This is a genomic window from Stieleria mannarensis (genome assembly GCF_014154935.1).
In the GTDB taxonomy this organism is placed as follows: domain Bacteria; phylum Planctomycetota; class Planctomycetia; order Pirellulales; family Pirellulaceae; genus Stieleria; species Stieleria mannarensis.
In genome coordinates, this window is the sequence record NZ_JACEHH010000002.1 from 158,209 (window position 1) to 184,441 (window position 26,233).

Below are 26,233 nucleotides of genomic sequence, written 5' to 3' on the forward strand. Positions count from 1 at the left end.
AAAACCTAAAACCTGAAACCTGTTAAACCGACTTCGCCGCGTATTGCTCGGCGTATTCAATCGTCCAGGCGTCGATCACCTCTTCGAACTCCTGGACATCGACTTCGGCGATATCACGAAACAGCGACCGGTTAAAGATCTCGCCGTTTTCCACGGTCGCCTTGCCTTTTAAATCCAGCACCCGCAAGTCGCTGTAGGGGCGAATCACCATTTCAAAGCGGCTGTACGCGTTGGATCGACGACCGCTCTTGATCCGCAGGTCATCGCGATAACAGGCCGATCCCCAGCCGATTTCACCGAACAGTGATTCTTGGCGGAAACCGGGGAAGGCGTCGATGATGCTGCGCATTTTCGCTTCGATGCGCTCGGACAGCGAGAGGCGATAGGAGGTGTGGAGTCGCTTGAGTTCTTCTTCGGTCAGTTCCTTGCGTTTCGCTTCGCTGGCCGAGTGATCGCGTCGCCGCTGGCCCCGCTGAATCGCCGATTCCAAACGCGACTGAAAATCATCGCTCATTCCGACGCCTCCGTGGGCTTTTCAGCCGCCGAATCGCTGCTGGCCGAAGGACTGTTTGCCGCATTGCCGCCAGCCGCTTCGCTGGCAACCGTCGTTTCGACGGCGGCCGGCTGGGGCGGTGGGGATGGCGGAGCGTTTTCGGCGGGCTCGGATTTGGCCGGCTCGGGCTTTTGCTGCTCGAGCTTTTGCTGCTCGGGCTGCGACTTCTCCGGTTTGCCTTGAGGCTCTTTCGCTGTCGGCGTTTCTTCCTGTTTGGAATAGAACTGCAACAGATCGCCGAACGACCGCAGCGGTTCATCGCCTTTCTGCATCGCGTCGCTGATTGGTTTCGCTTCGGGTTTGGCCACGACTCGATAGGATTCTGGTTGCCGCGGTTTCCGCGAATCACGTCCGCGTCCGCCACGACCTCCCTGGCCTCCTCGCCCTTGGCCGCCGCGTCCTTGACCTCCCCGACCCTGACCGCCCCGACCCTGACCGCCGCGACCCTGACCGCCGCGACCTTGACCTCCGCCACCTTGACCTCCGCCGCGAGCTTGATCGCCGCGACCGGCCGGTTGGGGCTGGCCGCCGGGTTGAGCCTGGCCGCCGCCCGATCGTCCGCCGCCCTGGCGTCCCTGGCCCCGTCCTTTTCCGCGCCCCGGTCCGCCACCGGACCGGTTGTCGCGGCGGTAACCGCCACGGCCACCGGAGGCGTCACGGTTTTGCCGTTCCTTCTCCAGCTGTTCCTCTTGTTGCGGCGACAGGGCACTCAAACCGACGCGGCGACGTTTTTCGTCGATACCCGTGACCCAAGCGGTGACCACATCGCCGACCTGAATGGCTTCGTTCAAATCTTCGACGTATCCGTCACTGAGTCGGCTGACATGAATCAGACCGCTGCAATCGGGGGCCAGTTCAACGAACACACCAAAGCTCATCACGCCGACCACGACACCGACCACTTGGTCGCCGGGTTTGAGTGTTTTCAGGGTGGGCATCGTGTCCAGCACGCCCGGCGGATCGTTGCTGATCGCGGTTTCGCCGAAGGGGTCACACAGCCATCCGACCAGTTGGTTGACACGGTGACGTCCGACCTGCCACTCCTTGATGCACTTGTCGATCTTCGCGCGTTCGGGCCGCGGACGGCGAACCGGCTCGGGCATTGCAGCCGGTGCGGTTGTGCTTGCTGGATCTTCGCTTTCAGATTTTTCGCTCGCAGCCCCAGCACTCTCGGGCGTCTCGCCTGTTGCTTCCGAACTTGCCGCCGCCGTGTCCTCGGAATCGCTTTCCGCCGCGGCCGGTTCGTCTGGCTTTGGTTCGGATGGTCCGTCGGCCGAGGCAATTTCGCTGACCTCGTCCGATGCCGCCGACTCGTCTGTCGCTTCGGCCGAATCCTCCGACGCCTCTGGCTTAGCGGCTTCGGGGGCACCGCTTTGCGAAGCACCGGATTCCGTTTCACCGCCGGGGGACGCATCGTCGCCGATCTTGAATTCGCCTGCCTTTTCGCCGGCGTGGTCAAAATCTTCGACCGGAGCCGGCTGGGCGGGCGTCGTGGCATCGACCAGCTTGGGTTCGGCGATGTCAGCCAATTTTTCGTAGCTGGGCGCCTCGTACCCGGGCGGGGCCGGTGGAGGCAATTCGATTTCCAGCGCGGTGGCCAGTTTTTTAGCCAGCGCGTAATCGTCGGGATGGATCAGCGTTCCGTCGAGCACCTCGTCGCTCTCAAAGACTCTCAAGAACGGCATCGCCTGACGCGACTGCACGTTCGATTCCCAGCCTTCCAGCGTTAACAGTTCCTGGCGCGAACGCAGGAGTTGTTGTTCTCGCCGGGCGATCAACGACTGAGCCACTTCGGGGTTCATCCCGGGCAACTGCTGCAGCCAGCCCAGTGGAGCGGCGTTGCTGTCCACACCACCACGCGACGCGCCGCTGGACATGATGTGGCCCAGTGAGATCGACAAGGCGTCTTCGGACAGCTCGCTTTGGAACGACGCCAGTCGCAACCGCAACGGGTCGACTTTGGCGTACGCCTGGGCGGGGTGCATGATCGAAAACGCGATCCAGGCCGCCGCACGGAAACGCCGCGGGGTCGAACGCATTTCTGAATTGGCCACATCGCTGCTGGCATAGGTGTCGGCCCCCGAACGATCGGCGATGGTCCAGCGAACCGAATGATCGGGGCTTTGCGCGATCAGATCGCCCAACGCGATCAGGCAGGCACGCCGCGCCGGCCCGTTGCTGACGATCACCAGATCGACGTGGTGCTGATGAATCAACTCACCCATCTTGGCGACGGTTTGGCCACGCACATTGCCCGACAACTGACACGGCAAATCTTCACCATGCAGCACGCGTCCGTCGGCCGAAACGATCGCCGTCGCCGCAGTCTTGGGGCCGACCGCATCGATCGACATCACGACCTTGGCATCGACCGGGCCGCGGTTGACCTGGCGTCGCAGATGATCCGCGACCACACCGACCAAGCGTGTCGAGGCACGTTCGTGAAGCTCGTCCCACCACGCCGCCTCGGCCGCTTCGCGAATGTCGGCTTCGTGCTGCATCACGACGTCACCCAGGATCGATTCGATTCCCGGGTTCAGCGCGATCACGGCACGTTTGATTTCACCGACCAGTTTGGCCGCATCGTATTCGAACGCACACACGGCGACTTGGCTGCGGAGGGCCCGACCGAGCATGACGATTTGAAACGCGCTCAGCTTGGTCGCCGGCATCCGCTTGCCTTCGAGCGGTTTCAGGACGCTGACCAGCCAGCGGCGTCGACGTTGACGGGGCGAAATCTTTTTCTGTTTTTTCGGTGCCGCGGATTTTCCTTTCGACTTTTTTGCCGCCGGCTTCTTCTCTTGCTCTTGCGGATCCGGTTTGAAACCCGGCAAGTCGGCATCGGCGGATGCGGCGTCGGATTCCCCGTCCGCTTTCGCTTCGGGCTGATCGCCGTCGGCGGGCTGTGCGTCGGCGGCATCGCCGGAGGGCTGCGACGTTGCCTCAGGGGGCGCCGCTTCGGGCGCCGCTTCGGTCGCGTCGCCGCCCGCGGAGTCGGGCGATTCAGCCGCCGCCTGTTCGGGCTCGACCGCTTTTTCTTCTGATTCGGCGGGCGTCTCGGCCACCGACGCCTGTGGTTCAACGGTGGATTCTGCAGATTCCGCGGTTGCTGTTGCCGCGTTGGAACCTTCTTGCTCCGCGCCGGCTTCCGGTGTCGACTCGGGGTTATTCGCGTCCGTCTTGGTCGCTTCTGGTTCGGACGCCTTGGTTTCTTCCGGCTTGGTTTCTTCCGGCTTGGGGGAATCTGCCTGGGCCTCCTTGGCCTCGGCGGCGGCCTGATTCTGTTCGGCCGCGGCGATGTGCGGATCGTGCACATCGGAGATATGGATTTTCGCGTTTCGGCTCAGCCAACGAACCGCGGCGCTGATCACTCGGGGGTCACCGGCCAACCGGTCTGGGATCGCTTTTTCCAGGCCCTCGACCGCGGCTGCGGCGTCGGAGACCGATTCCATTGTTTCGGCGACGGAGGCGGCATCGGGGGGATCGCCCTTTTGGGGATTGAGCATCCGTACGGCCAAGCGATTGGCGTCGCTGTCGATTCCCGTCGTGGTTTCTTGTCGCAACCGTTTGGCCAGCCGCTGCAGCGTGCGATTGGAGCCGCTCTTGCGGATCGCGTCGCCGATCGCCGGATCGGCCAGCGGCGTCGATTGCCACATCTGGTGCAGCTCGTCGCGGTAATCCGCCAGGGACTGCTCGGCGTCCAAAGCCGCCTTCAGTCCCCACAGCGTCGCTTCGTCCAGCCCGCCGAGTTCGTCGCGGCGGTAGCGTGCCAAGAAAGGAGCTTCGTAGCCCTGCTCAATCAACGGCAAGGCAAGTTTCAGACTCGATGCATCGCATCGCCCGCGTCGGGCGATCGCTTCTAGATCGACAGCCATGATCAGTCGGTCTCGGTGTTGGTCCGGACGCCACACTGGCCGGCGAAAAACTGGCCGGCGGTGCAAACCACGCACCAAGGCGGGTGGCGATCCAGGAATCGTTGGTGTGCCGCGTTGCCAATCGCCCCTCGGGTTCGGGCGTCGACGATCGCGGCGAGAAAAATCCCCACGTGGGGCGAGGCGGGTGGAACGCACAAAACAACAGCGTGCTCCCCCCAGCTTTCGCCGCGCGAGAATAGCGCCACTGGCCCTGGCTGTCAACTGAGGGGCCGGCGAATGGGAAACCGACGATCGCCGTGAAACTGGGATAACCGGCAAAATCGATCATTTCGCCTTTACTTACCCAGCCGTCAAAGTCGATACCGGTAACGCACACCCGTCGATTGACCGACGTCACTGCACACTGGATACCGAACTTTGGATTTTGATCGACCAAAAGAAATTGATGAGCAACTTTGATCAGCGATTGCAGGCGGGATGGAGAGTCTGGTCCGAAGACGAACCGTCAGATTGCGACCCACCGAACCGATCGGATCCCCGCTGGCTCAGGGAACTGGACCAGATCGCGGGCACCGGCCCCAAAAAGACCCGTTCGGTCCCGATAAAACTGCTCACCCGGCTGCTGCTCAGTGCCCAACACTGCAACAGCGCCTGGCTGGACGATTTTGCGGACGATGTCGTCGTGATCGATGCGGACTTGCACGAAGTATTGCTGGCCTTTGAAAAGCTTCAACAGGAAAGCACGGGGCACGACGGCCCCAACCTGACACCCAGAGTCGCGGCCTGATCGGTCCTGGTCAACCGCCTCGGCTTTGGCGTTCTCACCTCCCCCAGACATCGCTCCCCGGCGGAGCGAATCGATTTCGAAGGAAAACAAACCATGCGTTCCATCGCTGTGATCAACCAGAAAGGCGGGGTTGGAAAAACCACCAGTTCGGTCAACCTGTCTGCGGCCCTGGCCCAGTCCGGACGCCGTGTTTGCGTCATGGACCTGGACCCCCAAGCCCACGCGTCGCTGCACCTCGGCATCACCGCGGTCGACGACCAGCCCAGCATGTACGAAATCCTCTGCAGCGATGCGACGATCGCCGAGGCCAAGCGGCACGTTAACGACAACCTGTGCGTCATCCCGTCCAACCTGGATCTGGCCGCCGCGGAATTGGAATTGGCCGGCGAAGTCGGACGCGAGATGATTCTTCGCGACAAATTGGACGACGATCCCGACGAATACGACTACTTGATCCTGGATTGTCCGCCCAGCTTGGGCGTGCTGACCGTCAATGCCCTGGTCGCCGTCAACGAAGTCTTTCTGCCGCTGCAGCCACACTTTCTCGCCCTCCACGGGCTGAGCAAACTGTTGCGGACGATCGAAGTCGTCTCACGTCGCCTGAACGACCAACTGAGGCTTTCCGGTGTCATGCTCTGCATGTACGACTCCAACACCCGGCTGGCCGCCGAAGTCAGCACGGATATCGACGAGTTCTTTCAGGCCACCAAAGGCGGACGCGAGTTCTTCCGCGGGGCCAAGTTCTTTGAAACGCGAATCCGCCGCAACGTGCGGTTGGCCGAAGCACCCAGTTTCGGACAATCGATCTTCCAGTACGCGCCCCAAAGCAACGGCTCGATCGACTACCAAGCCCTGGCGGAAGAAATCATCGCCCAAGAGCAAAACGACACCGCCGAAGAACCTGTCGCCGTTGTTGAACCTCACAACGCAGCGGTCGAGCAACGCGTCGCCGCCTGAATTGGCAGCTCCTGCAAGCCCGAAACGCAAGCGAGTGAATCTGCTGCGCCCCTTGCTCACGCCGCGGGCTAGTCAATCCACAGACGCTTAGACTTTGTCCCTCAACGCGGCAAGCGTCGTACGTGTTAGCGGAATTCGCCAAGAATTTCGGCGTTTCCCCTGTGGACTGCTGCGAAGTCGAAAGCCTTGGCGGCTTCCGCTACGTGTTGAGGGACAAAGCCTCGCCTAGTAGGGCATGCTGTGCACGCCAACGCTTGTCATTCACAGCCTGACCTACCTATAGCGCCGAACTCGATATCTCTTTCTTGCAGCGGCGCTTGGTCCGGCACGGCCATGTGACCGGCGTTCTGCGATTCGAATATACTTTGCCGACCCGCCGGATCGCGGCGGCGGCAAACGAATTCGTTCTAGGACCCAAACATGAGAGTCGGACTACTTTTCACCATGCTTGTTATCGGTGCCTGCTGCCACGCCGAAGACTGGCCGGGGTGGCGTGGCCCGCGCGGGGATGGGACCAGCCACGAAACCGACGCTCCGACCGAGTGGGACGCCGCCAGCGGAAAGAACATCCGGTGGAAAACCCCCGTCCCAGGATCAGGATACTCCTCGCCCGTCCTGGTCGGCGATTCGATTTTCCTGACCTCGTGCGACCCGACCACGCAAGCCCGTTTGCTGCTTTGCCTGGATCGGGCCAGCGGCAAACCGCAGTGGACGCGCGAGGTGATCGCGGCGCCGCTGGAGGGCATGCATAAATTGAACAGCCACGCGTCGGGAACCCCCGCGGCCGACGCTGACCATGTCTACGTCACGTTCTTTCAAACCGACGACACCAGCGGCAAACGCGGCGAACCCGGCGAAATGATCGTTGCCAGCTACGATCACCAAGGAAACCAGAAATGGTTGGTCACCGTCGGAGCGTTCTCCAGCATTCACGGCTATTGCACCAGCCCGGTCCTGTTTGAAAACTTGCTGCTGGTCAACGGTGATCACGACGGAGAATCGTATCTGGCGGCACTCGACAAAGCGACGGGCGATCTGGTCTGGAAAACTCCGCGCGTGCATCAAACGCGAAGCTACGTCACGCCGCTGTTGCGCGAAATCGATGGCCAAATGCAGGCGGTCATGACCGGCAGCAAACGTGTCGCCGGATTCGATCCACGCAGCGGCCGGCGACTGTGGTGGATCGAAGGTCCGACCGAGCAATTCGTCGCGTCGATGGTCTTCGACGATGAAAACTTCTACCTCACGGCCGGCTTTCCGACCTACCACGTGATGTCGATTCGTCCCGGCGGAGTCGGTGATGTGACCGACACCCACGTCAACTGGCACGTGACCGCGGCACAGAGCTATGTCCCGTCGCCCGTTGTCACCGGCGGATTGCTGTTCATCGCCGACGACCGCGGCATCGCCCATTGTTTCGACACGAAGTCGGGAGAGCGGTTGTGGCGTGAGCGTTTGGGACGCCACTTCAGCGCCTCGCTGGTGACCGCCGATGGCTTGGTTTACTTTACCACCGATGACGGCGAAACGATCGTGATGAAAGCATCACGAGAGCCCGTGATCGTCGCCGAAAACTCCCTCGGTGAATCGGTGTTCGCTTCACCGGCGATCTCCGACGGAAAACTGTATCTTCGAACCCGTGAGCACCTGTTTTGTATTGGAAATCGTTGATCTTGCGTTTCCCGCCGATCGTGATGCTGCTGGTCGGCTTGGCACTGTGGACCAACCCGCTGCTGTCATCGTTCTGTCATGGCCAAACCACGACCTGGGACGGAAAACATGACACGTCCATCATCAAGCTGACGGTCGTCTACTTCGTCCCCGCCGATCGAAACCCGTTGGTCGATTGGCGGGACCGCGTGGATTACTACTGCGCGCGGATTCAGCGGTTTCACCAGCGAGAATTTCAAGGACAAAGCCGCTTGGACGTCACTGTCCATCCGACGCCAATGGTCTCCAAGTGGACCACGTCGGAGTTGCGTCGCGGCGATGCCAATGCGATCTTTTTCAAAACGCTCTCGGAAATCGACCAGCGGCTGGAAGTGGGAATGGCCAACGACGATGGGTTCCCGATCGTGTTGGCCCTAAGCGATATCAACCATCGACCGTTGGACGATTTCTTTCGCCTCGCATGGAAAGACGGTCGGGCCGAGTTCGAAGGGATCGTGACCGGAGGAAACCATTTTCCGGGGTCGGCACTCGGCGGCGCAAGGGCGACCTACCTGGCCGATCGAGGCATCGGGTGGGGATTGGTCAGTGCCGACGGATGGCGCGTGCCCTATCGCGGTTCGGATTGCGTGATCTATCACGAAGGACTCGGTCACACGGTCGGGCTGCCACACCCCGAACCGGGCAACCGATCCGTCATGAGCAGGGCGCAGTACCACGGCTGGATCAACGAATCCTGGATCGACGACGACCAGAAAAAACGTCTCGGGTGGAAACCGACCGAACCAAAACAAGACCCGCAAATCGAATTATTCACACAGTTCCGCGCCCGCCCCGAACCGCCTCAGCCCCAGCCGGGACAAATGGCGACGCTCAAGCTGGATGTTCCCGACGCCGCGACGGTAAAGTCCCTGCGTGCCCGTTTTCAAACTGCAATCGATGGTCCCTGGATCGATGTCGACACTTCGACGGATGCTGGCGAAGCCCACCCGATCGAACTCGGCGTTTTCGATCGCCCGACCCCGGTCAGCTATCGCGTGGACATCGAAACCGAGGGCGGTCGCGAGCAGCTTTGGGGCTACTTTCAAGTCCGCGATGCCGACGATTCGCCACCCCAACCGATCGAATTCAAGTCGGACTTGGCCAAACCCACGGTGCTCGGCCCGGCTGTGATTGCCGACCCGCCGGGCGAAGAGATTGACCTGCTGGATGGACTCGAGTTGGACAGCTGCTTTAAAACCGGAAAATGGTCCCGCCAACAGCGGGCGATCCAATCGAACAAGCAATACGGTGTGCGGTTGGAACTCCCCTACACGCCTCCACCACAATATCGGATCACGGTCGTCGCAGAGCCCCTGGACGTTCCCAACGGTCTGTTGCTGGGGTTGCGCAAGGGGGACCGGCGGTTCGTCGTGCTCGTCAACCACACATCGGGACGCGACGCGTCGACGGCGCTGGAGAATGTTGACGGAAAAAACGTCGGCAATGACACGACCTTTATCGGTGACCTCTTCAAACAAAACCGTCTCTCACAGATCGTCGCGACCGTTCACGGCTCCGGCGTGACCGTCACCGTCGACGGGCGATTGGTGATCGATTGGAAGGGATCGGCGGATCAATTGTCTTTGTCGGACTACTGGAAAACGCCCAACGATCGATCACTGTTTTTGGGGACCTATGATTGTGCCTACCGTTTCCACCGCGTCACGGTCGAGCCGTTGTAGATCGCAGCCGTTGCGTTCAGACTGAAGCGGTTAACGTCCCAATTTCTCGCGGATTGCTTGATGGATCGCATCGGGCGATGCGGTCCCGTCGATGTTTAGCACCAACTCCTTGCGCTCAAACAGGCTCAGCACCGGCTTGGTTTTCGAGTGGTAATCCTTTAACCGCCCCGCCAGCGCCTCTTCGGTGTCATCGGGACGCGCACGCAACGGACTGCCGCACACGTCACAGACGTCTTCCACCGCTGGACGGTGTGAAATCAGGTTGTAATCCAACCCGCATCCGCTGCACAAACGCCGCGACAAGACGCGTTGTCGGACGACGTCGTCGGGCACCTCGATGTGGATCACCGCGTCGATGTCATACGTTTCCAAAAAGAACAACGCTTGCGACTCGCTGCGGGGAAATCCGTCCAGGATGAATCCGTAATTCCAGTCGTGCTCGTCCAACCGTCGGTGAACGATGCCTTCGACGATGTCGTCGCCGACAAGGTTGCCCGAAGCGACGATCCGTTTGACTTGGGCGCCCAGCTTGGTGTGATTCTTGATGTGCCAGCGAAAGATGTCTCCGACACTGATGTGCACCAGATCAAACGCCTCGACCAATTTGGCCGCCTGGGTTCCCTTGCCACATCCTTGCACGCCCATGATCACGTATTTGTGCATTTTCTTGATCGGTGTTGATGGAGATTGATCGTAACAGCATCACCGTCAGCAACTCCGGTGCCGTCCGGCGGAGAGTACACTCTAACGTGTCAAAGCGATCGGGTAGATGCTGTCGCGGGTGACCAGCTGCCCAATCCATCAGCGTTTGTGCCATCGCTTTGTGCGTCATCAGCTCCCTTCCCGGTCTCCAAAACCGCTTGATCGATCCTCCTCGCCCGGCTTTGCACATGGCTCGTCTCCGTCCAATTGCATCTTTCCGATTCGTTCGACTGCGCTGTGTCACGATCCTGATCGTGATTTTTTGGGGGGCCGTCAGCGCCCCGATGGGCCTTGCTCAAGAGTCCTCGGACGTTGTGCCACGTGCAGTCTTTCCCGCGGCGTCGCCGCTTGAAGTCGACGGCGATCTCGCATCACAGATGGTCGACGGAATCGATCGGTACCTGCTCCGCAAGATCGACCAGTCTGCCGCGGGACGCTTGCGGCATTGGAACCGCAGCTTTGAATCCGCACAGGCCTATTCGCGATCGGTGCAGTCCAACCGCGAACGCTTGGCCCGCATCCTTGGCGCCCATGAGGACCGCGTGTCGCCGGTCACCATCGAACGCCAATTTGTCGTCGCATCCGCCGACGTTCACGCGCCGTCAGGTTATCGAGTGCACTGCGTCCGATGGCCCGTTCTGGAAGACCCCGATCCGGGCCGCTCGATCGTTTCCGTCTACGGCGAAGGGCTATTGCTGGAACCAGTGGAGCCCGCCACGGTGACGGCCAATGTGATTGCGATCCCGGATTGCGACCAAACTCCGTCGCAAATCAGTGGCGTTTCCGAGGGGATCGAACGCGAGTTGCAATTCGCCCGACGGTTAGCCGAACAGAACTGTCGCGTCTTGGTGCCCATGTTGATCAACCGGGAAATCAATCCACGAGGCCGCGCCAAACTGACCAACCGCGAATACATCTATCGTGCGGCCTTTGAACTCGGTCGCCATCCGATCGGCTACGAAGTCCAGACGGTGCGGGCGGCGATCGACAGCTTCGATTCCGCGTTGCCGATCGGGGTGATCGGCGCCGGCGACGGTGGACGCATTGCCCTGGCAACCGCCGCGCTCGACCAGCGTATCGACGCAATCTGTGTCGCCGGCTACATCGGCAAAAGCGAATCGATTTGGACCGAGCCGATCGATCGGAACGTCTTTGGTCTGCTCGATGAATTTGGCAATGCGGAAATGCTGACGCTGATCGCGCCCCGCAAGGTGTTGGTCAATCATGCCCGCATCGCCGAACGGATTTTTGACGGCAGTGGCGGTGGTGCTCCCGGGGTGATCGCGCCCATCTCCCTGCGTGAGGGCCAAGAAGAAGTCGAACGCGCACGCCGGCTGGCGCAGCCATGGATCGATAACGATCACTGGCACGTCGAAGAAACAGAATTGCGTGACGCACCGTGCGACCAGGAAACGACGGACCGCTTTGCCGAATGGCTGACCGATCGGCCGTCTGCCGGAGTGCAGCCAGGCGATTCTAAGGTGACAAAGCAGGTCGATGCGGCGGCCATGCAAACACGGTTGGTGGAACGACTTGATCGCCACAATCAATTGTTGTTGCGCGAATCGCCCTTCGTCCGCAAGGAATTCATGAAGCACCTGGACACGAATTCGGTGGAGAACTACGTCCGGTCATCGCAGCACTATCGCAACCTTTTTCGTCACTCTGTCATCGGCCACTTCGACGATCCGCTACTGCCGCCCAATGCCCGTGTCCGAGAAACCTATCGCCAACCCGGCTGGACCGGATACGAAGTGGTGCTGGATGTTTTTGACGATGTGATCGCCTACGGTGTGCTGCTTCTGCCGGACAACCTGAAGCCCGACGAAAAGCGTCCGGTCGTCGTCTGCCAGCACGGTCTGGAGGGTCGCCCGGCCGACACCTTCCTCGGTGACCATCGTGCCTACCACGACTTTGCCGCCAACCTCGCTCGCCGCGGTTTTATCGTGTTCGCACCGCAGAATCCGTACCTGTTCAAAGATCGCTTTCGAACGCTTCAACGCAAATCCAACCCGCTGGGCAAGACGCTGTTTTCGGTAATCGTTCCCCAGCACCAACAGATCGTCGATTGGCTGCAAACTCTGCCTCAGGTCGACCCCCAGCGGATTGCGTTTTATGGCCTCAGCTACGGTGGAAAGTCTGCGATGCGAATTCCCGCACTTGTGACCGACTACTGTTTGTCGATCTGTTCAGCGGATTTCAACGAATGGGTGCTCAAAAACGCCTCAACCCGGCACCCGTTCAGCTATGTCGGCACGGGGGAATACGAGATCTTTGAGTGGAACCTCGGCGAGACGTTCAATTATGCCGAGATGGCGGCGCTGATTTGCCCACGCCCCTTCATGGTCGAACGCGGGCACTTTGACGGCGTCGGAACGGATCAATGGGTCGCGCATGAGTACGCCGAAGTCCGCAACCTGTATGCCGCCCGACTCAAGATCGGTGACCGGACCGAGATCGAATGGTTCGACGGACCACACACAATCAACGGCAAGGGCACGTTCGACTTTCTGCACAAACATTTGGATTGGCCCAAGCCGGCATCCAAGTAGGGCAAAACGATGTGTCAGTTCACGACGTTGCGAAGCGGTTGTCCCAACAACGCCCTCAAGACTTCTTGTGCACCCTTGGTGCGGAATTCTTCGCTGCCCTGCTCGCAGTAATAGGCAGTGTGCGGGTTGAGCACCAGTCGGTCGTGTGCGGGGTGCTTCGGGTCGCGCCAGGCCGCCAGCACCACGCTGTCTTTCGGTGGTGGTTCTTGTTCCAGCACATCGATCCCGGCACCGGCCAAGTGCTCTCGCTCCAAGGCGTCCACCACTGCGGCCGTGTCGACGATGCCGCCCCGCGCGGTGTTGACCAAGAACGATCCCTGCGGCATCCGGGCGATTTCCGCTGCCGCGATCATTCCACGTGTCTCGTCCGTCAGTGGGCAGTGCACGCTGACGATGTGTGACGACGACAATAGATCGTCCAATCGTTCGGCACGCCGGATTCCCAAGGCCTTGTCGATCCCGTCAGGCACGTACGGGTCATAGAACGCAACCTCCAACCCGAACGCCTTGGCCCGCAGCGCCGTGGCGGTTCCGATACGTCCGCACCCGACGATTCCGAAACGCCGACCGCGAAGTCGTGGAATCGGTTTCGCTTGGTCGACATTCCACGCGCCGACACCCCGTCGCAACCGACTATTCAGCAGGTGGATTCCACGGGCCAGGGAAATCGCCATCGCGACCGCCGAATCGGCGACTTCTTCCGTGCCGTAGTCCGGCACGTTGCAAACCGGGATGCCGCGGTCGCGTGCGGCAGCGATGTCAATCGCGTCGTAGCCGACTCCGGGACGCACGATCACGCGGCAATGGGACAACCGATCGATGCTGCGTTTTGAAAACGTCAGGTAGTGATAGACCATCACCGCGTCGGCGTCTTCGATTTGGCCGACCAACTCCGCTTCGTTCTTCGCATCGAGCGCAATGACATCGGCGACCTCGCCCAGCACCCGCCGCTCCGCATCAAGCGGTTCGGTCATTAAATCGGTGATCACCACCTTGAATCGTTGCTTCATCGATCGCAGGTTCTCCGTGTGAAAAGACGACTCTATCAGTAGCGAACCGAGTAGACCTGGGGGCAAAAAATGGGTCGCGTCGCGAGGATTCGGCCAAAGGCCGTTTACACCCATAGCCTTGGGCAACGCCCAAGGTCCATGGTGAATATCGCCCTCTGTTGGCCATCGGCCATCGACAATCTTGGTGCGTCATCGTTCCTGAACCAATCGCACTCGTCATTTCGCAGCCGGCGCGAAGTCTGCGCCATGCTCCGCAAACCACCGCTGCATCTGCTCGGCCAATTCGTCTCGGATCGCCGCATACTCGATCGACGATGAAAGATCATTTCGCTCTTGCGGATCCTGCTCCAAATCAAACAGTTGCGTCTTGCCGATCCGAGGATACCAGATCAATTTCCAACGATCGGTGCGGATCATCCGCTGGGCATCATGGTAATAGCCATAGACTGCCGGATAGATGTGGTCCGCCGTGCCATTCAAAACCGCGGCAAAACTTTTCCCGTCGACGGATTGGGGAATCGGGACACCGGCCAATTCGCACGTCGTCGGATACATGTCTCGCAAGTAGATTTGCGCATCGGTCCGCTTCCCCGCAGGGATCCCCGGTCCGGCGATGATGAACGGAACGCCGATCGTGTGTTCGTACATGTTTTGTTTGCCCATCAATCCGTGGCTGCCCAACGCCAAGCCGTGGTCGCTGGTAAAGATGATCACGGTTTTTTCATCGCGGCCCGATTGTCGCAGCGTTTCTAGGATCCGACCGATCTGATGATCCATGTCGTCGATGACCGCATAATAAGCTGCGATCTCACGGCGAATCTCCGTTTCCGTTCGCGGCCACGGCAGGAGTTGTTCATCGCGACCTTTCAGGTTCCCGTGGTCAAACGGATGCTCCGGCAAAAGATTGCCCGGCACCGGCACGTCGTCCGGATTGTATTTGTTTTCGTATCCCGGCGGGAGAATCAATGGATCATGTGGGGCGGTGAAGTTGACGTGCAGAAAAAAGGGTTGGTCCGACTTGCGCTGCAACAGTGCGATCGCGCCGTCGGCGATATGCTTGCTCGTTTCGCCGACCAGGCCGATTCCTTTTTCCAGTTCCGGTTTCCCATCGTTGGTTTTAAACGTCCACCCGCGGTAGCCCGTGATCTGCCGCCCGTAGCGTCCGTAACGCGGTTCACGGCCCAACGCTCCCGCACCGCCGCTGCTGAACAACGCACTTGTTTCATCGTATCCGCGCGTCTTCGGCGAACCGTCATTCATCCACTTGCCCGAATACCAGGTCTGGTATCCGGCCCGGCGCAGCGCATCGGCCCAGAACGTTTGTCCGGGCTTCAGCCGCCCGCCGCCGTAGGGGACGCCGTTGCGAAACGCCGTCGAACCGGTCAGGATTTCGGCGCGGCTGGGAACGCACAACGGAAACGCGCACGTCGCACGCTGGAATGTCGTCCCTTCGCGAATCAGTCGGTCCAGGTTTGGGGTTTCGATCACCGGGTTGCCCAAGGCGGCGATCGTGTCGGGCCGTTGATCGTCGCTGACGATCACCAGGAAATTCGGTTGCCGGTCGCTGCCAAACGTGTCTCCTGCCGAACAGCCCAGCAAGATCGCGATGGCTGTTGCAAAGCCTGATGCGATTGCCCGAATTCCAGTCATCGTTCCCAGCACTGAGTGATCCATTATCTTATCCCCACAGATGGCAAAGCGTACCCACGGATGTCACTCGGAATGGCATCCGTGGGTACGCCTGGCCATCCATGTTGTATCCTAAAGCATTCAACACACACTTGCCCATATTCCTTTCTTGATGAGCGTTCATCATGTCCGATGGCGAAAAGAACCTCGATCTTTCGAAACTGGTCACGGTCGCCGAGCGAGCCGACGAATTATCGGCTTCGGTCGTCGTGTCGGTGCTTGAAGATGCCGGGATACGCGCCGTCGCGACCGGCGGATTTACTTCCGGTTTTCGAGCTGAAGCGCCCGGCATGGTCAAAATCAAAACATTCGAACAGGACGCCGACAGGGCCCGTCAAGTGATCGCCGAAATCAAGATGGACCCACCGGTCTTCGACGACTGACGATCCATGCCAGCGGGACGCGTTAGCGAGCGGCCTGTCCTGGGATGTCTAACGTTTACCGCACGCCATCGCCCGCCACTGGCTCACGCCACGTGCTGGCATTGCACGCCAGCAATCATCGCCTGATACGACTCCCTCCAGCATTCACTCACCAAACAAAACGAGGGGGCAACTTCAGCTCGGACAAGAAACCAACACCATATTAATCCGCCAACGATAAATGCGTCAAAGCATCCCGCTGGCCCGCAGCACCGCTTCGTGCGTTGCGATGTCGTGCTCGGCGTCCCATCGCAGTTTCTTTTCGCCGCGGATCACCTTGGCCAAATCCAAAAACTCCGCGTCGTAGCGTCCCGTGGGGCTTTCAAACGCCACGTCCTGGTAACCTCTTTTGAACTCACCGCGCGGGCGATCCAGCCCCAGCCTGCCCCTGGGCGTCGGTTCCAGCGGCCGGATTTCGAACGTGCCCTCGGTTCCGGTGATTGAAAACTGGCGACGAGCACCGCCCATCGGATCGATGTGATTGCAGCGAATCGTCGCGATCGCTTTGGGGTAGTCAAAGACCGCCAATTGGTTGTCCGCGAACGAGTCTTTCTCGGGAAACGTCCGCCGCAAGTGTGACGTCACGTTGTCCGGCGGCCCGAGCAACGAGACCACTTGGTCGATCAAGTGACAGGCAAGTTCAAACATTCCGCCGCCCGAGATCTTGGCCAGTTCCAGTCGGCCTCCGTCGTTCATGTACTTGCCCATCATCCCGTTGATCTCGGTGATCTCACCCAGCCATCCGTCGCGGACGATCTGATCGGCAAACTGAAACGCCGGGTTGTACCGCAGCATGTATCCCATCTGGATGGTCAGCCCGCGCTCCGTGGCGATCTGGTGCATCGCGCGACAGGCATCCAGTGATTCGCCGGCCGGCTTGTCCAAGTGAATGTGCATCCCCGAATTCAAACACCGCACCGCCGCCGGAACCAAGTTCGGGATGTCCGTTTCGACGGCCACGGCTTGCAATCCAGGCGTCGAGAGCAACTCCGCCTCCGTCATCCAGTTGACGCCTCGATAGGGATCACGTTCGCTCAGCGCCGCACGACGTTCCGCATCGGGTTCGACCACCCCGACCAGCTCATACGTTTCCGGGAACTTCAGGATCGCAGCCAGCTTGCCGCTGGCGTGGGCGTGTTTGGTGCCGATTTGACCGATGCGAATCCGAGGTTGCTCGGCGGCCTTGCAGACTTGCCCGGCTGCACTTGCAACCACCGGCAACGCGGCCAGCCAATGACGACGTGAAAGAGAGCGGTGATGGATCATGTGGTGTAAAGCTTGGGGTGGAAAGTAGCGTCCAGTTTCTCGGCATGGCTCCCTTCTCCCCCGGCTTTGCGGGGGAGAAGGGCTGGGGATGAGGGGGCCAGCGACCAAAATATCACACTGAATAGACGATCGTACCTTAAATGGGAAATGCGTCGGCACCGTACCACACCGATGGCGACGAAAGCCGGGCCGATTCGTGCAAACCTGATGCACCTCGACATCGCAGACGTGTTCACGATTGCGATCGACATTGTAACCTCAATGGACTGCTACACTGTTGCACTCGTGATCCTCCTTCAATGGCACCTCCGCAGTATCCACGCACCGATCGTTCAATGAAATACCACTCCTTCCCCGGCACCGACCTTTCCGTTTCCCAACTGTGCTTTGGATGCTGGGGGATCACCAGCGACTTTCATTGGGGTGACCGTTCCGAAGACGAATCGGTCGAGGCGATGTTGGCTGCCGTGGATGCCGGAGTCAATTTCTTTGACACCGCTCCTATGTACGGCGACGGCGCGAGTGAAACACTGCTGGGGAAAGTGGTCGCCGAGAACCAGCTGCGCGACAAACTGGTCATCGCCAGCAAGATCCGGCCCGACAAGATGCGCCCCTCCGATGTCGTCGCCGACTGCGAAGAATCACTTACTCGCTTGCAGACCGATTACTTGGACCTCTATCAAACCCACTGGACCAGCCCCGACGTGCCGATCGCCGATACGTGGGGCGCGATGCGAGAGTTGCAATCGCAGGGAAAAGTGCGGCACATTGGGGTGTGCAATGCCGGCGTCGGCGACCTCGGCGATCTCGTGCCGTTACAAAAGCCGCTGACAAACCAGTTGCCTTACAACTTGCTCGCAAGAATGATCGAGTTTGAAGTCCAACCGCGCTGTGTCAAAGAAGGCATCGGGATCCTGGTTTACAGCCCGCTGATGCACGGCATGCTGGCGGACAAGTACAACACCGCGGCCGAAGTTCCCGACGGCCGCGCCCGATCGCGGCACTTCACGACCGATCGTCCCAAGGCACGCCACGGCGAACCGGGCTGCGAGGCGGAAACCTTTGCGGCGCTTGATCAAATCCGAGCGATCGCCGCCTCGGTCGGTTGCACGATGGCCGAATTGGCACTCGCCTGGACGATCGCCAAACCCGGCATCGTCAGCATCATCGCCGGGGCGCGCAACGCCGACCAGGCACGACAAAATGCCGGCTTCCTGGAGCGTTCACTGCCAACGGAAACGATCGACCAGCTCGACCACGCAACCGAAGAACTCAAAAACGCCCTGGGCAGCAATCCCGACCTCTGGGACGGCGGCGACAATTCGCGATACCGCTGATTCCAACCAGTACCTTGCCTACGAAACCCTCTCGCCCGGCATGCAACGAATGCTCCAGAGCGTGACCGGGATTCACACCGCGCGCGGGCCATTCGCGCCCGAGGGACGCTCGAAATCGAACTGGAAAAACATGGAGGTGCAGACCAGCGACAAGGCCTATGAGGAAATGGAGCACCCGGTCGTTCGGACGCACCCAGAAACCGGGCGCAAGATGTTGTTCGTCAATCGAACCTTCACGGTCAGATTCAAAGACATGACCGAACAGGAAAGCGCGCCGCTGTTGGAGTACCTGTTTCGACACGCCAGCGACGAACGGTTCACGTGTCGATTTCGTTGGTCGCAAGGGGCGGTCGCGTTCTGGGACAACCGCGCCGTGCTGCACCACGCGGTCGGAGACTACTCGGGATACCGCCGCGAGATGCGCCGCGTGGCGATCTCCGGCGACCGTCCCGTGTGAGTGGCAGGGCCGTTTGGCGTGCGATATCCTAACACCAGCCACATTGCCCATCCCATGGGTACTCCGTCTGATCTCGACCCCGACCCGAAACGGCCGATGAACAACGTTCTTACCAATCCCTACCAAACGCCGCCGGAAACGGAGCAAGCGCCCGACAGCGAGGTGCGGGGTTCGGGGCTGGCGATGTGGTGCTTCTGGGTCGGGGCAGCTTCGGTCATGATGGGATGCTGGGCGTGGATGATGCCCAATCTGCCGCCGCTCGGATTCATGCTTCTCGCCCTGGCGTTGTTTGTCGTCAGTTTGTTCGCTAGCAGAGCCTACCGAAAACGGGCGACCATCGGAATCGTGCTCTGTCTCGTCCTCGGATCGGCAATGCTCTTTCATCTACGACTGATGCACGCGAGAATGGCGGCCGAGCGTGCCCGAGCACAAGCGATGTTGGCGGCGCGTCAGGCGGAACGCGCCGCAGCGAGGGCGGTGCAATCACCATCGGCATCGCGTCCAACAGACAACGTCGATCCGACAATGGCCCCCTGACAACTCACGGCGCTTCGGTAGGAGTCGACCCAGCGGAGACCGCATCGATGTACCTAAAACTCTATCACGTATCTATTTTCGCTTGCCTGCTTGCCGGCATCTTCCTGTCCCCCGACGTGCACGCCGCGCGTCGTCTTTCGCTACATCAATTGACGTTTCGGGGAACGGACGGGGAACCGGTTGCGGTCGGCGATTCCACTTTGACGGTGGTTTGTTTCCTGGGGACGGAATGTCCCCTGGCAAGACTCTACGGGCCTCGTTTACAACGATTGGCCGATCGTTATTCCGACCGCGGCGTCCAGTTCTTGGGCGTCAACAGCAACCTTCAAGACTCGCCGGCGGAAATCGATGCCTACGCCAAAAGGCATTCACTCAAGTTCCCGATGGTCAAGGACGCCGATCAGTCGATCGCCCTCGCCTTCGACGCGAGCCGAACACCGGAAGTGTTTTTGGTCGATTCCGCCGGCTCAATCATTTACCAGGGGCGAATCGACGATCAATACGAACCGGGGGTCTCGCGCGCTCAGCCGACGGCGAACCACCTGCGTGATGCGATCGCATCATCGCTGGCCGGTGCACCGATCGACCAGCCCAAGACGATCGGCGTGGGGTGTTTGATCACGCGAGCGACGAAGATGAATGGAACCGCGACGCCGTCGGCCGACGTGACCTTCAATGCCGATATCGCTGCGATCCTGAATGAACACTGTGTCGAGTGTCACCGTCCGGGCGAGATCGCGCCGATGGCGCTGACCGAGTATGACGAAGTCGTCGGTTGGGGACAGATGATCTTGGAGGTCATCGACCAGAAACGCATGCCGCCCTGGCACGCCGACCCCGACATCGGACATTTCGTCGGCGAGCGACGCATGCCTCGCGAGGCGCGCGACAAGATCGCCGCCTGGATCGAGGCCGGTCTGCCGCAAGGCGACGCTGCCGATTTGCCGTCATCGCCGCAATGGCCTAGCGGCTGGCAGTTTGAAACCGAGCCAGATGTTGAAATCAAGATGCGCGATCGCCCCTTCAACGTCCCCGCCGAAGGTGTCGTCGAATACCAGTACTTTGTGGTCGATCCGAAATGGACCGAAGACCGTTGGATCCGTGCGGCACAGGTGATCCCGGGCAACGCGAGTGTGGTGCATCATGCGATCGTCTTCGTCCGACCGCCCGACGGCAGCAGCTTTCACGGCATCGGCTGGATGGCCGCCTATGTGCCCGGTCAACGAGCCGTCGGTCTGCCGGACGGTCACGCCCGACTCGTCCCGGCAGGTTCGAAGCTCGTGTTTCAAATGCATTACACCCCCAACGGGCGTGAAGCAGAAGACCTGACGCGAGTTGGCGTTTGGACGGCCGATCCCGATCAAATCACCCACGAAGTGTTCACCCGAATGGCGATCGATCATGAATTCGAAATCCCGCCGGGAGTGAAAAACCACGTGGTTAAGATGTCCGTGGATTCGTTTCCCCCGAATGCGCGGATGATGGGCATCACGCCGCACATGCACTTGCGTGGGAAATCGTTTCTGTTGTTGGCAAATCGTCCGGGCGGTCAAACCGAACCGTTGCTCCGCGTACCCCACTACGATTTCAATTGGCAACACTGGTACGAATTCGCCAAGCCCGTCAATCTGGGCGACATCGATTCGCTGGAAATGTCCGTCAGCTTTGACAATTCCGCCGGCAACCCCTTCAATCCCGCACCGGACGACTTCGTGTCCTGGGGCGATCAAACCTGGGAGGAGATGGCGGTGGCTTTTTTTGACGTCGCCATCCCACGCGGCGGTCCGCACTACCGCGTGCGACCGAAAGTTTCCATGTCGCCGCGCGAGCGTCAGGAGCGGGACCAAAAAATCGATTCGCAAGTCACCGCGTTTCTCGAACAGATGGATGTCAATGCGGACGGGATCGTCGAACGTGACGAGACGCCTGTCGCCTTTCAACGTTTCGGGTTCAATCGTCTCGATCGAAATCGCGATGGACGAATCGAGCGTGACGAAATATCAGCCGCCGCAGCGGAGCGACTGTGACAAGGACGACACGACCGGCGGGGCTAGGCTCGCGACTGTTTTTCTGGTGGGCCGATCACCCGCTTGCCCAGATCGCCGTGTTCCTCGTCATGTCGACGCTGGCGGCAATCGGGTTTACCAATCCCTCGCTGATCACCGATCTGATCCCCGATCGTCTGGAGCAATCAGAGGATTCAAACGCGTCCACCCGATCCGGTCGCGATCGTCGCAGGATGGACACTCCCGGTGGCGGTCGAGTCCCGGAGAATGTCCAGCCGTTTCAGGTCGGTGGCGGGCAATGCATCGTGGTCGCAACGGTCGACCCGGCCAGTGACGCCGACTTTTTCTCGGGTCCCAATCTGCGGGCGATGCGGCGAGTCGCCGAGGGGCTGCAGCAGATGCCGCAGATCGACAGCGTGATGTGGCTGGATAGTGTTCCCAGTTTCAACCTGTTCGGACTTTCGGGAACACTGCTGCCCAGCGACAACGCCTCGCAGCGTCAACTGGACCAGGCCAGGAGTCGGGTGCTGGAGAATCCGTTGGCCGTCGGGCAGTTGATCTCGGGTGATGGGCGAACCGTGTTGATGCACCTGGGAATCGATTGGTTCTTTGTCACCAGCGACGATGCCGTCACCACCGAGCTCCGCCAGCGAGCCGAATCGATCGCGTCACAAGTCCCCGGTGCCTCGTTGAAGTTTCAGTTGACCGGTCCGGTCCCGTTGCACCTGATGATGGCCAACAACCATGTCACCGATTCGACCAAGTATCAATTGATCGGCTATTCGATCATGTTGCTTTCGGCGGTGATCCTGTTTCGCGGTTTCTCGGCGGTGGTGATTGTTGCGGTGGCACCGGCCGTCGGCGTGCTGTGGACGACCGGGATGCTGCATTACTTGGATCTGCAAGACAATCCATTCAACGACATCATCGTTCCGGTTCTGGTCAGTCTGGTCGGGCTGACCGACTCGGTGCATTTGATGGTCGAGATCCGTCAGCAACGCGCCAGCGGACTCGAAGTCAACGAGGCGGCTCGGCGTGGCGTCTCGCGCGTCGGCATGGCATGCTTGTTGACCAGCACGACGACGGCGATCGGGTTTTTGTCATTGTTGGGGGCCCACCACGAGATCGTTCGTGATTTCGGGATGTGCTGCGTGGTCGGTGTCGCGATGACCTTCATCAGTGTATTGACTGTGATTCCACTGGGGTGCAGATCACCGCTGGGGCGACGGTTGCATGTTGGACTGGGCAAGAGTTTGGTCGATGGGCAATTGCGTCGGATCGGACCGCTGGTCGATTGGGTGCTCCGTCGTGACCGTGCCGTTGCAAGGGTCGCGATCGCGGTCACGTTTGCACTCGCGCTGATCTCCTTGCAACTGCAACCTGACGAGAAACGGTACAGCGGGTTGAGTGAATCGGGGGAAGCAGCTCAGACACTTCGGCACCTGGACCAGGCACTCGGCGGATTGGAATTCAGCACCGTCGACGTGCGTTGGTATGGGGAATCCGATCAAGGCGAGTTGTTGGAGGTCCTGGGTGAAGTCGACGCGTTGCTTTCCGATGAACCGCTGATCGGCAATCCGTTGGGGCTGGGGCAACTGCTCGAGGCGCTTCCCGGGGAGGGCGAGCCGAACGAGCGGATGACGTTGCTGGAATTGTTGCCGCCGTCACTCAAACGAGCGTTCTATGTTCCCGAACGCCGCTTCGCGTCGGTTCAGTTTCGCGTCCAGGATTTGGGGATTGCCGCGTACAACGATTCCTTCCAGAGGATCGAAAAAGGGGTGGAATCGATCGCCGAGCGGCATCCCGATTTTGATCTGATTTTGGAAGGGAACGCGGTTTGGCGTTGGCGCAACATTTATCAAATCGTCACGGACCTTGCGACCAGTTTGGGGACGGCCAGCGTGGTGATCTGGTTGGTGTTAACGATTGTGTACCGTTCCGTCCGGATCGGATTGATCTCGATCATTCCGAACTTGTTTCCGCTGGCCGCGACGGCGGCGATGTTGGTTTTCAGCGGCCAGCACTTGGAGATGGTCACCGTGTGTGTGTTCACGATCTGTGTGGGGATCGCGGTCGACGACACGATTCACTTTTTGACGCGGTATCAAGAAGAGATGAAGCAGGGAGGAGAGCACGAGGACGTGATCCGCCGCGCGTTCACCGGTGTCGGGTCGGCATTGTTGATGACGACGATCGTCTTGGTTGCGGGTTTGGCCTCCGCGATCGCCGGCGATTCCCGCGACGCCCGCATCTTCGGCATCATGGGCTGTCTGACCCTGGCCACCGCACTGTTCGCCGACGTGCTGCTGCTACCCGCCATGCTCAGCCGATACGCCAAGTCCCGCCGCCGATAAGGCACGCACAACCGTTGGTGTCTAGCCTTCAGGCGACCCCCCACGCTGCTCGGAACGTGAAGTTTGTTACTGAGCGACTTGTTTTTCAGTAAAGTGATGTAGCCCAACAACACTGAGGGCAGTCGCCTATTTCGATGCAGAACGCGGCCCTCGTCTTCCACCGCAGAGCGGTGCCACAACACAGCCTGGGGCGCGAAACGCACCCCGGGTGCCGGGAAGAAATGAGATTTGGAACCCCATCGGGGGTCAACAAACGGCGCAATGTGAACGGACCACCAACCGCTCACGCGTGTTGGGCGGCGCATGTTGTTCAACCCCGTTGGGGTTGCCGCGCTTGCTGCGTCTGATCTTGGGGTGCGCTATCGCGACCCCAAGCTTTGTTGTGACACGCCGCTGGCGTGCAACCGCGACGCGGTTGTGTCGTAATTGCTTTACGCAACGCAACGTGAGATTCACCCGCAATAAATTTGACGTTCCCTGCAGCGTCCAAATAGTCACGAGACTACGGCAAAGCGTCCTACACCCGCAACGCGCGGGGACACAACGCTCGGGGACACGGCACATCAGCGGGAAGTCTATCGGGGACAAGAGAGTCCATCGGGGACATGGCACCTTCGCGGGTTCGCAAGGCAACAATGCTAGCAGGAGGTTGTTGCGACTCATTCGTGCCATGTCCCCGCTGGGGATAATTGTCGGGCGGCGAATCAAAATGCTTGCAAGACAGGCCCCCGGGGACAAGGCCATCGGGGGCACAAGGCCATCGGGGAAAAGCCCCCCAGGGACAGGAAAAGCCCCCCAGGGACATGGCACGGTCTGTTGACAGCATCCAAGGGATGCTAGCAACCGATTGTCGGAGGTCCATTCGTGCCATGTCCCCGACGGAGATTCTTCGTGCCATGTCCCCGACGGAGATTCTTCGTGCCATGTCCCCGGTGGAGTTGTACCCGGCGGTTAGCTGAGCACACCGGGCAGAATGCCGGTGCTGTCGGCGAATTGTTCTTGGCCGGTTCCGAAGGCGTTGAGCATGGCGGCGTACAGGTTTGCTAGCGGTGTGTCACGGCCGAAGGACAGGTGCTGGCCGGTGGCGATGCGACCGCCGCCGCTGCCGCCCAACAGGATCGGCAGGTTGTGCGGGTTGTGGCTGTTGCCGTCACGCAACCCTGAACCGTACAAGATCATCGAATTGTCCAACACCGTCCCCTCACGCTCTTTCATCGAGCGAAGCTTGCCGAGCAGGTACGCATACTGCTCGACGTGCCAACGGTTGATCAGCTGATACTGCCGCAGCTTTTCTTCGTTGTTCTGGTGGTGCGACGTATCGTGGTGTCCACCGGAAACCCCATCCAGGAAGGAGAAGTTCCGCCCGCTGACGGCGTTTCCAAACATGAACGTGCAAACACGTGTGGTGTCGGTTTGGAACGCCAACGCGATCATGTCCAACATCAAGCGAACTTGCTCGACATACTCGTCAGGCCGCTCCTCCGGAGGACGATTCTTGCGTTCGAGTTTGACCAGCGGTTGCCACTGCTTGGCACCACCGGCGTCTTGATTCTGCAATCGTTTCTCGACCGACCGGACCGATTGCAAGTACTCATCCATCCGCTGTCGGTCCGATGCACCGAGCCGATGTTTTAGCTCGTTGGCGTCCTCCAAGACGCGGTCCAACAGCAAACGATCTCGCTGGGCCGCTCCCTTTTGCGGGTTGCCGGCTCGAAACAGTCGGTCGAAAACCAGGTGCGGGTTCAATTCTCGCGCCAACGGACTGGTCGGACCGCTCCAGGCGATATGCGAACCATAAACCCGCGTGTAGCCGACGTTGGTGTCGACACCGGTCGTGACCGGATCGATGCCGAGTTCCAACGACGGCAGTGGCGTGAATTTGCCCGAATAGTCGGCCGCCACCTGGTCCATCGAGCGCCCGTTGCAGTTCAGGTCGATGCCGAGCGACTTGTTAATCGTTGTGCAGGTCAGGAATCCGGAACATTTTACATAGTGTCCGTCACCGAAATTGCTGGCCTGGTTCCACAAATTGGTCAACACCAGTAGCTGGTCTTTCACGTCGGCCAGTGGTTCCAGGGTCGGTGAGAGTTCGAATTCTCGCCCGGTTTCCTTCGGCGTCCACATGTCCTGCCGAACCCCGTTGGGAACGAATAGCGCCGCCATCCGCAGCGGCGCATCCTCCGGCGCTTTGTCCTCCGATTCCTCGGCCGACACCGCCCGCGGCATCATCGCTTCGAGCCAAGGCAGCGCCAGCGCCGCCCCGGCACCACGCAGCAGCGTTCGCCGCGACAACGGCAACTGGCGATTCGAATCGTCGTCTAGATAAACGTTCACGTG

General features: G+C 60.2%; 18 protein-coding genes. 11 read left to right on the forward strand and 7 right to left on the reverse strand.

Going from position 1 to position 26,233, the window contains the following annotated elements; translation table 11 throughout:
• Nucleotides 1-22 precede the first annotated feature (22 nt).
• A complete protein-coding gene (locus tag H1B37_RS01950) occupies nucleotides 23-514 on the reverse strand; it encodes a hypothetical protein (RefSeq protein WP_182864925.1) in 492 nt (163 codons plus the stop codon).
• Nucleotides 511-4,428 carry a S1 RNA-binding domain-containing protein gene (locus H1B37_RS01955; protein ID WP_182864926.1) on the reverse strand — a complete coding sequence of 1,306 codons (3,918 nt, stop codon included), beginning with the start codon at nucleotides 4,426-4,428 and terminating at the stop codon, nucleotides 511-513. The genes H1B37_RS01950 and H1B37_RS01955 overlap by 4 nt, the downstream gene beginning before the upstream one ends.
• Before the next feature lie 445 nt (nucleotides 4,429-4,873).
• Between H1B37_RS01955 and H1B37_RS01960 the strand changes: the two genes are divergently transcribed.
• From H1B37_RS01960 to H1B37_RS01975, 4 genes are all read left to right on the forward strand, one after another.
• Nucleotides 4,874-5,215, forward strand: coding sequence for a hypothetical protein (locus H1B37_RS01960; RefSeq protein ID WP_286177320.1), 342 nt, complete (start codon nucleotides 4,874-4,876; stop codon nucleotides 5,213-5,215).
• Nucleotides 5,216-5,308: 93 nt separating this feature from the next.
• A complete protein-coding gene (locus tag H1B37_RS01965; RefSeq protein WP_182864927.1) occupies nucleotides 5,309-6,172 on the forward strand; it encodes a ParA family protein in 864 nt (287 codons plus the stop codon).
• A gap of 420 nt (nucleotides 6,173-6,592) precedes the next feature.
• Nucleotides 6,593-7,843 carry an outer membrane protein assembly factor BamB family protein gene (locus tag H1B37_RS01970; protein ID WP_182864928.1) on the forward strand — a complete coding sequence of 417 codons (1,251 nt, stop codon included), beginning with the start codon at nucleotides 6,593-6,595 and terminating at the stop codon, nucleotides 7,841-7,843.
• Nucleotides 7,840-9,564: a hypothetical protein gene (locus H1B37_RS01975; protein WP_182864929.1), complete on the forward strand. Its 1,725-nt coding sequence runs from the start codon at nucleotides 7,840-7,842 to the stop codon at nucleotides 9,562-9,564. The genes H1B37_RS01970 and H1B37_RS01975 overlap by 4 nt, the downstream gene beginning before the upstream one ends.
• A 30-nt stretch (nucleotides 9,565-9,594) precedes the next feature.
• Here the strand turns inward: H1B37_RS01975 and H1B37_RS01980 are convergent, their stop codons facing one another.
• On the reverse strand, nucleotides 9,595-10,227 hold the full coding sequence (locus H1B37_RS01980) for an adenylate kinase family protein (RefSeq protein ID WP_182864930.1): 633 nt from the start codon (nucleotides 10,225-10,227) through the stop codon (nucleotides 9,595-9,597).
• Nucleotides 10,228-10,580: 353 nt separating this feature from the next.
• On the opposite strand from H1B37_RS01980, the gene H1B37_RS01985 reads away from it, so the two are divergent.
• Nucleotides 10,581-12,818, forward strand: coding sequence for an alpha/beta hydrolase family protein (locus H1B37_RS01985; protein ID WP_182864931.1), 2,238 nt, complete (start codon nucleotides 10,581-10,583; stop codon nucleotides 12,816-12,818).
• Between the two features lie 14 nt (nucleotides 12,819-12,832).
• Here H1B37_RS01985 and H1B37_RS01990 read toward each other — a convergent pair whose 3' ends face one another.
• Both H1B37_RS01990 and H1B37_RS01995 read right to left on the reverse strand, forming a co-directional pair.
• Complete coding sequence (locus H1B37_RS01990; RefSeq protein ID WP_182864932.1) at nucleotides 12,833-13,828, reverse strand: C-terminal binding protein; 996 nt, start codon at nucleotides 13,826-13,828, stop codon at nucleotides 12,833-12,835.
• A gap of 216 nt (nucleotides 13,829-14,044) precedes the next feature.
• Nucleotides 14,045-15,502: a sulfatase family protein gene (locus tag H1B37_RS01995; protein WP_182864933.1), complete on the reverse strand. Its 1,458-nt coding sequence runs from the start codon at nucleotides 15,500-15,502 to the stop codon at nucleotides 14,045-14,047.
• A 140-nt stretch (nucleotides 15,503-15,642) separates the two neighbouring features.
• Between H1B37_RS01995 and H1B37_RS02000 the strand changes: the two genes are divergently transcribed.
• Entirely contained in the window at nucleotides 15,643-15,900 is a 258-nt protein-coding gene (locus H1B37_RS02000; RefSeq protein WP_182864934.1) for a putative signal transducing protein, read from the forward strand.
• A gap of 225 nt (nucleotides 15,901-16,125) precedes the next feature.
• Here H1B37_RS02000 and H1B37_RS02005 read toward each other — a convergent pair whose 3' ends face one another.
• Nucleotides 16,126-17,205: a Gfo/Idh/MocA family protein gene (locus H1B37_RS02005; RefSeq protein ID WP_182864935.1), complete on the reverse strand. Its 1,080-nt coding sequence runs from the start codon at nucleotides 17,203-17,205 to the stop codon at nucleotides 16,126-16,128.
• Nucleotides 17,206-17,540: 335 nt separating this feature from the next.
• On the opposite strand from H1B37_RS02005, the gene H1B37_RS02010 reads away from it, so the two are divergent.
• From H1B37_RS02010 to H1B37_RS02030, 5 genes are all read left to right on the forward strand, one after another.
• The gene (locus H1B37_RS02010; protein ID WP_182864936.1) at nucleotides 17,541-18,542 is read left to right on the forward strand and encodes an aldo/keto reductase; all 1,002 of its coding nucleotides are present in this window, start codon (nucleotides 17,541-17,543) and stop codon (nucleotides 18,540-18,542) included.
• Complete coding sequence (locus H1B37_RS02015; protein WP_353620764.1) at nucleotides 18,526-18,999, forward strand: TauD/TfdA dioxygenase family protein; 474 nt, start codon at nucleotides 18,526-18,528, stop codon at nucleotides 18,997-18,999. The genes H1B37_RS02010 and H1B37_RS02015 overlap by 17 nt, the downstream gene beginning before the upstream one ends.
• Nucleotides 19,000-19,095: 96 nt before the next feature.
• On the forward strand, nucleotides 19,096-19,536 hold the full coding sequence (locus H1B37_RS02020; protein WP_182864938.1) for a hypothetical protein: 441 nt from the start codon (nucleotides 19,096-19,098) through the stop codon (nucleotides 19,534-19,536).
• Between the two features lie 47 nt (nucleotides 19,537-19,583).
• The gene (locus H1B37_RS02025) at nucleotides 19,584-21,563 is read left to right on the forward strand and encodes a redoxin domain-containing protein (RefSeq protein ID WP_182864939.1); all 1,980 of its coding nucleotides are present in this window, start codon (nucleotides 19,584-19,586) and stop codon (nucleotides 21,561-21,563) included.
• The gene (locus H1B37_RS02030; RefSeq protein WP_182864940.1) at nucleotides 21,560-23,896 is read left to right on the forward strand and encodes an efflux RND transporter permease subunit; all 2,337 of its coding nucleotides are present in this window, start codon (nucleotides 21,560-21,562) and stop codon (nucleotides 23,894-23,896) included. Before H1B37_RS02025 ends, H1B37_RS02030 begins: the two co-directional genes overlap by 4 nt.
• Before the next feature lie 951 nt (nucleotides 23,897-24,847).
• Here H1B37_RS02030 and H1B37_RS02035 read toward each other — a convergent pair.
• Nucleotides 24,848-26,230 (reverse strand): DUF1552 domain-containing protein, encoded by a 1,383-nt coding sequence (locus H1B37_RS02035; protein WP_353620758.1) that lies wholly within the window; start codon nucleotides 26,228-26,230, stop codon nucleotides 24,848-24,850.
• Nucleotides 26,231-26,233 lie beyond the last annotated feature (3 nt).

Bases quoted from the DNA above. Each gene is read 5' to 3' on its own strand.
- H1B37_RS01970 (WP_182864928.1), top strand. From the start codon at position 6,593: ATGAGAGTCGGACTACTTTTCACCATGCTTGTTATCGGTGCCTGCTGC.
- H1B37_RS01980 (WP_182864930.1), bottom strand. From the start codon at position 10,227: ATGCACAAATACGTGATCATGGGCGTGCAAGGATGTGGCAAGGGAACC.
- H1B37_RS02010 (WP_182864936.1), top strand. From the start codon at position 17,541: ATGAAATACCACTCCTTCCCCGGCACCGACCTTTCCGTTTCCCAACTG.
- H1B37_RS01965 (WP_182864927.1), top strand. From the start codon at position 5,309: ATGCGTTCCATCGCTGTGATCAACCAGAAAGGCGGGGTTGGAAAAACC.
- H1B37_RS02000 (WP_182864934.1), top strand. From the start codon at position 15,643: ATGTCCGATGGCGAAAAGAACCTCGATCTTTCGAAACTGGTCACGGTC.
- H1B37_RS02020 (WP_182864938.1), top strand. From the start codon at position 19,096: ATGAACAACGTTCTTACCAATCCCTACCAAACGCCGCCGGAAACGGAG.
- H1B37_RS02005 (WP_182864935.1), bottom strand. From the start codon at position 17,205: ATGATCCATCACCGCTCTCTTTCACGTCGTCATTGGCTGGCCGCGTTG.
- H1B37_RS01955 (WP_182864926.1), bottom strand. From the start codon at position 4,428: ATGGCTGTCGATCTAGAAGCGATCGCCCGACGCGGGCGATGCGATGCA.
- H1B37_RS01960 (WP_286177320.1), top strand. From the start codon at position 4,874: ATGAGCAACTTTGATCAGCGATTGCAGGCGGGATGGAGAGTCTGGTCC.
- H1B37_RS01995 (WP_182864933.1), bottom strand. From the start codon at position 15,502: ATGGATCACTCAGTGCTGGGAACGATGACTGGAATTCGGGCAATCGCA.
- H1B37_RS02025 (WP_182864939.1), top strand. From the start codon at position 19,584: ATGTACCTAAAACTCTATCACGTATCTATTTTCGCTTGCCTGCTTGCC.
- H1B37_RS01990 (WP_182864932.1), bottom strand. From the start codon at position 13,828: ATGAAGCAACGATTCAAGGTGGTGATCACCGATTTAATGACCGAACCG.
- H1B37_RS01950 (WP_182864925.1), bottom strand. From the start codon at position 514: ATGAGCGATGATTTTCAGTCGCGTTTGGAATCGGCGATTCAGCGGGGC.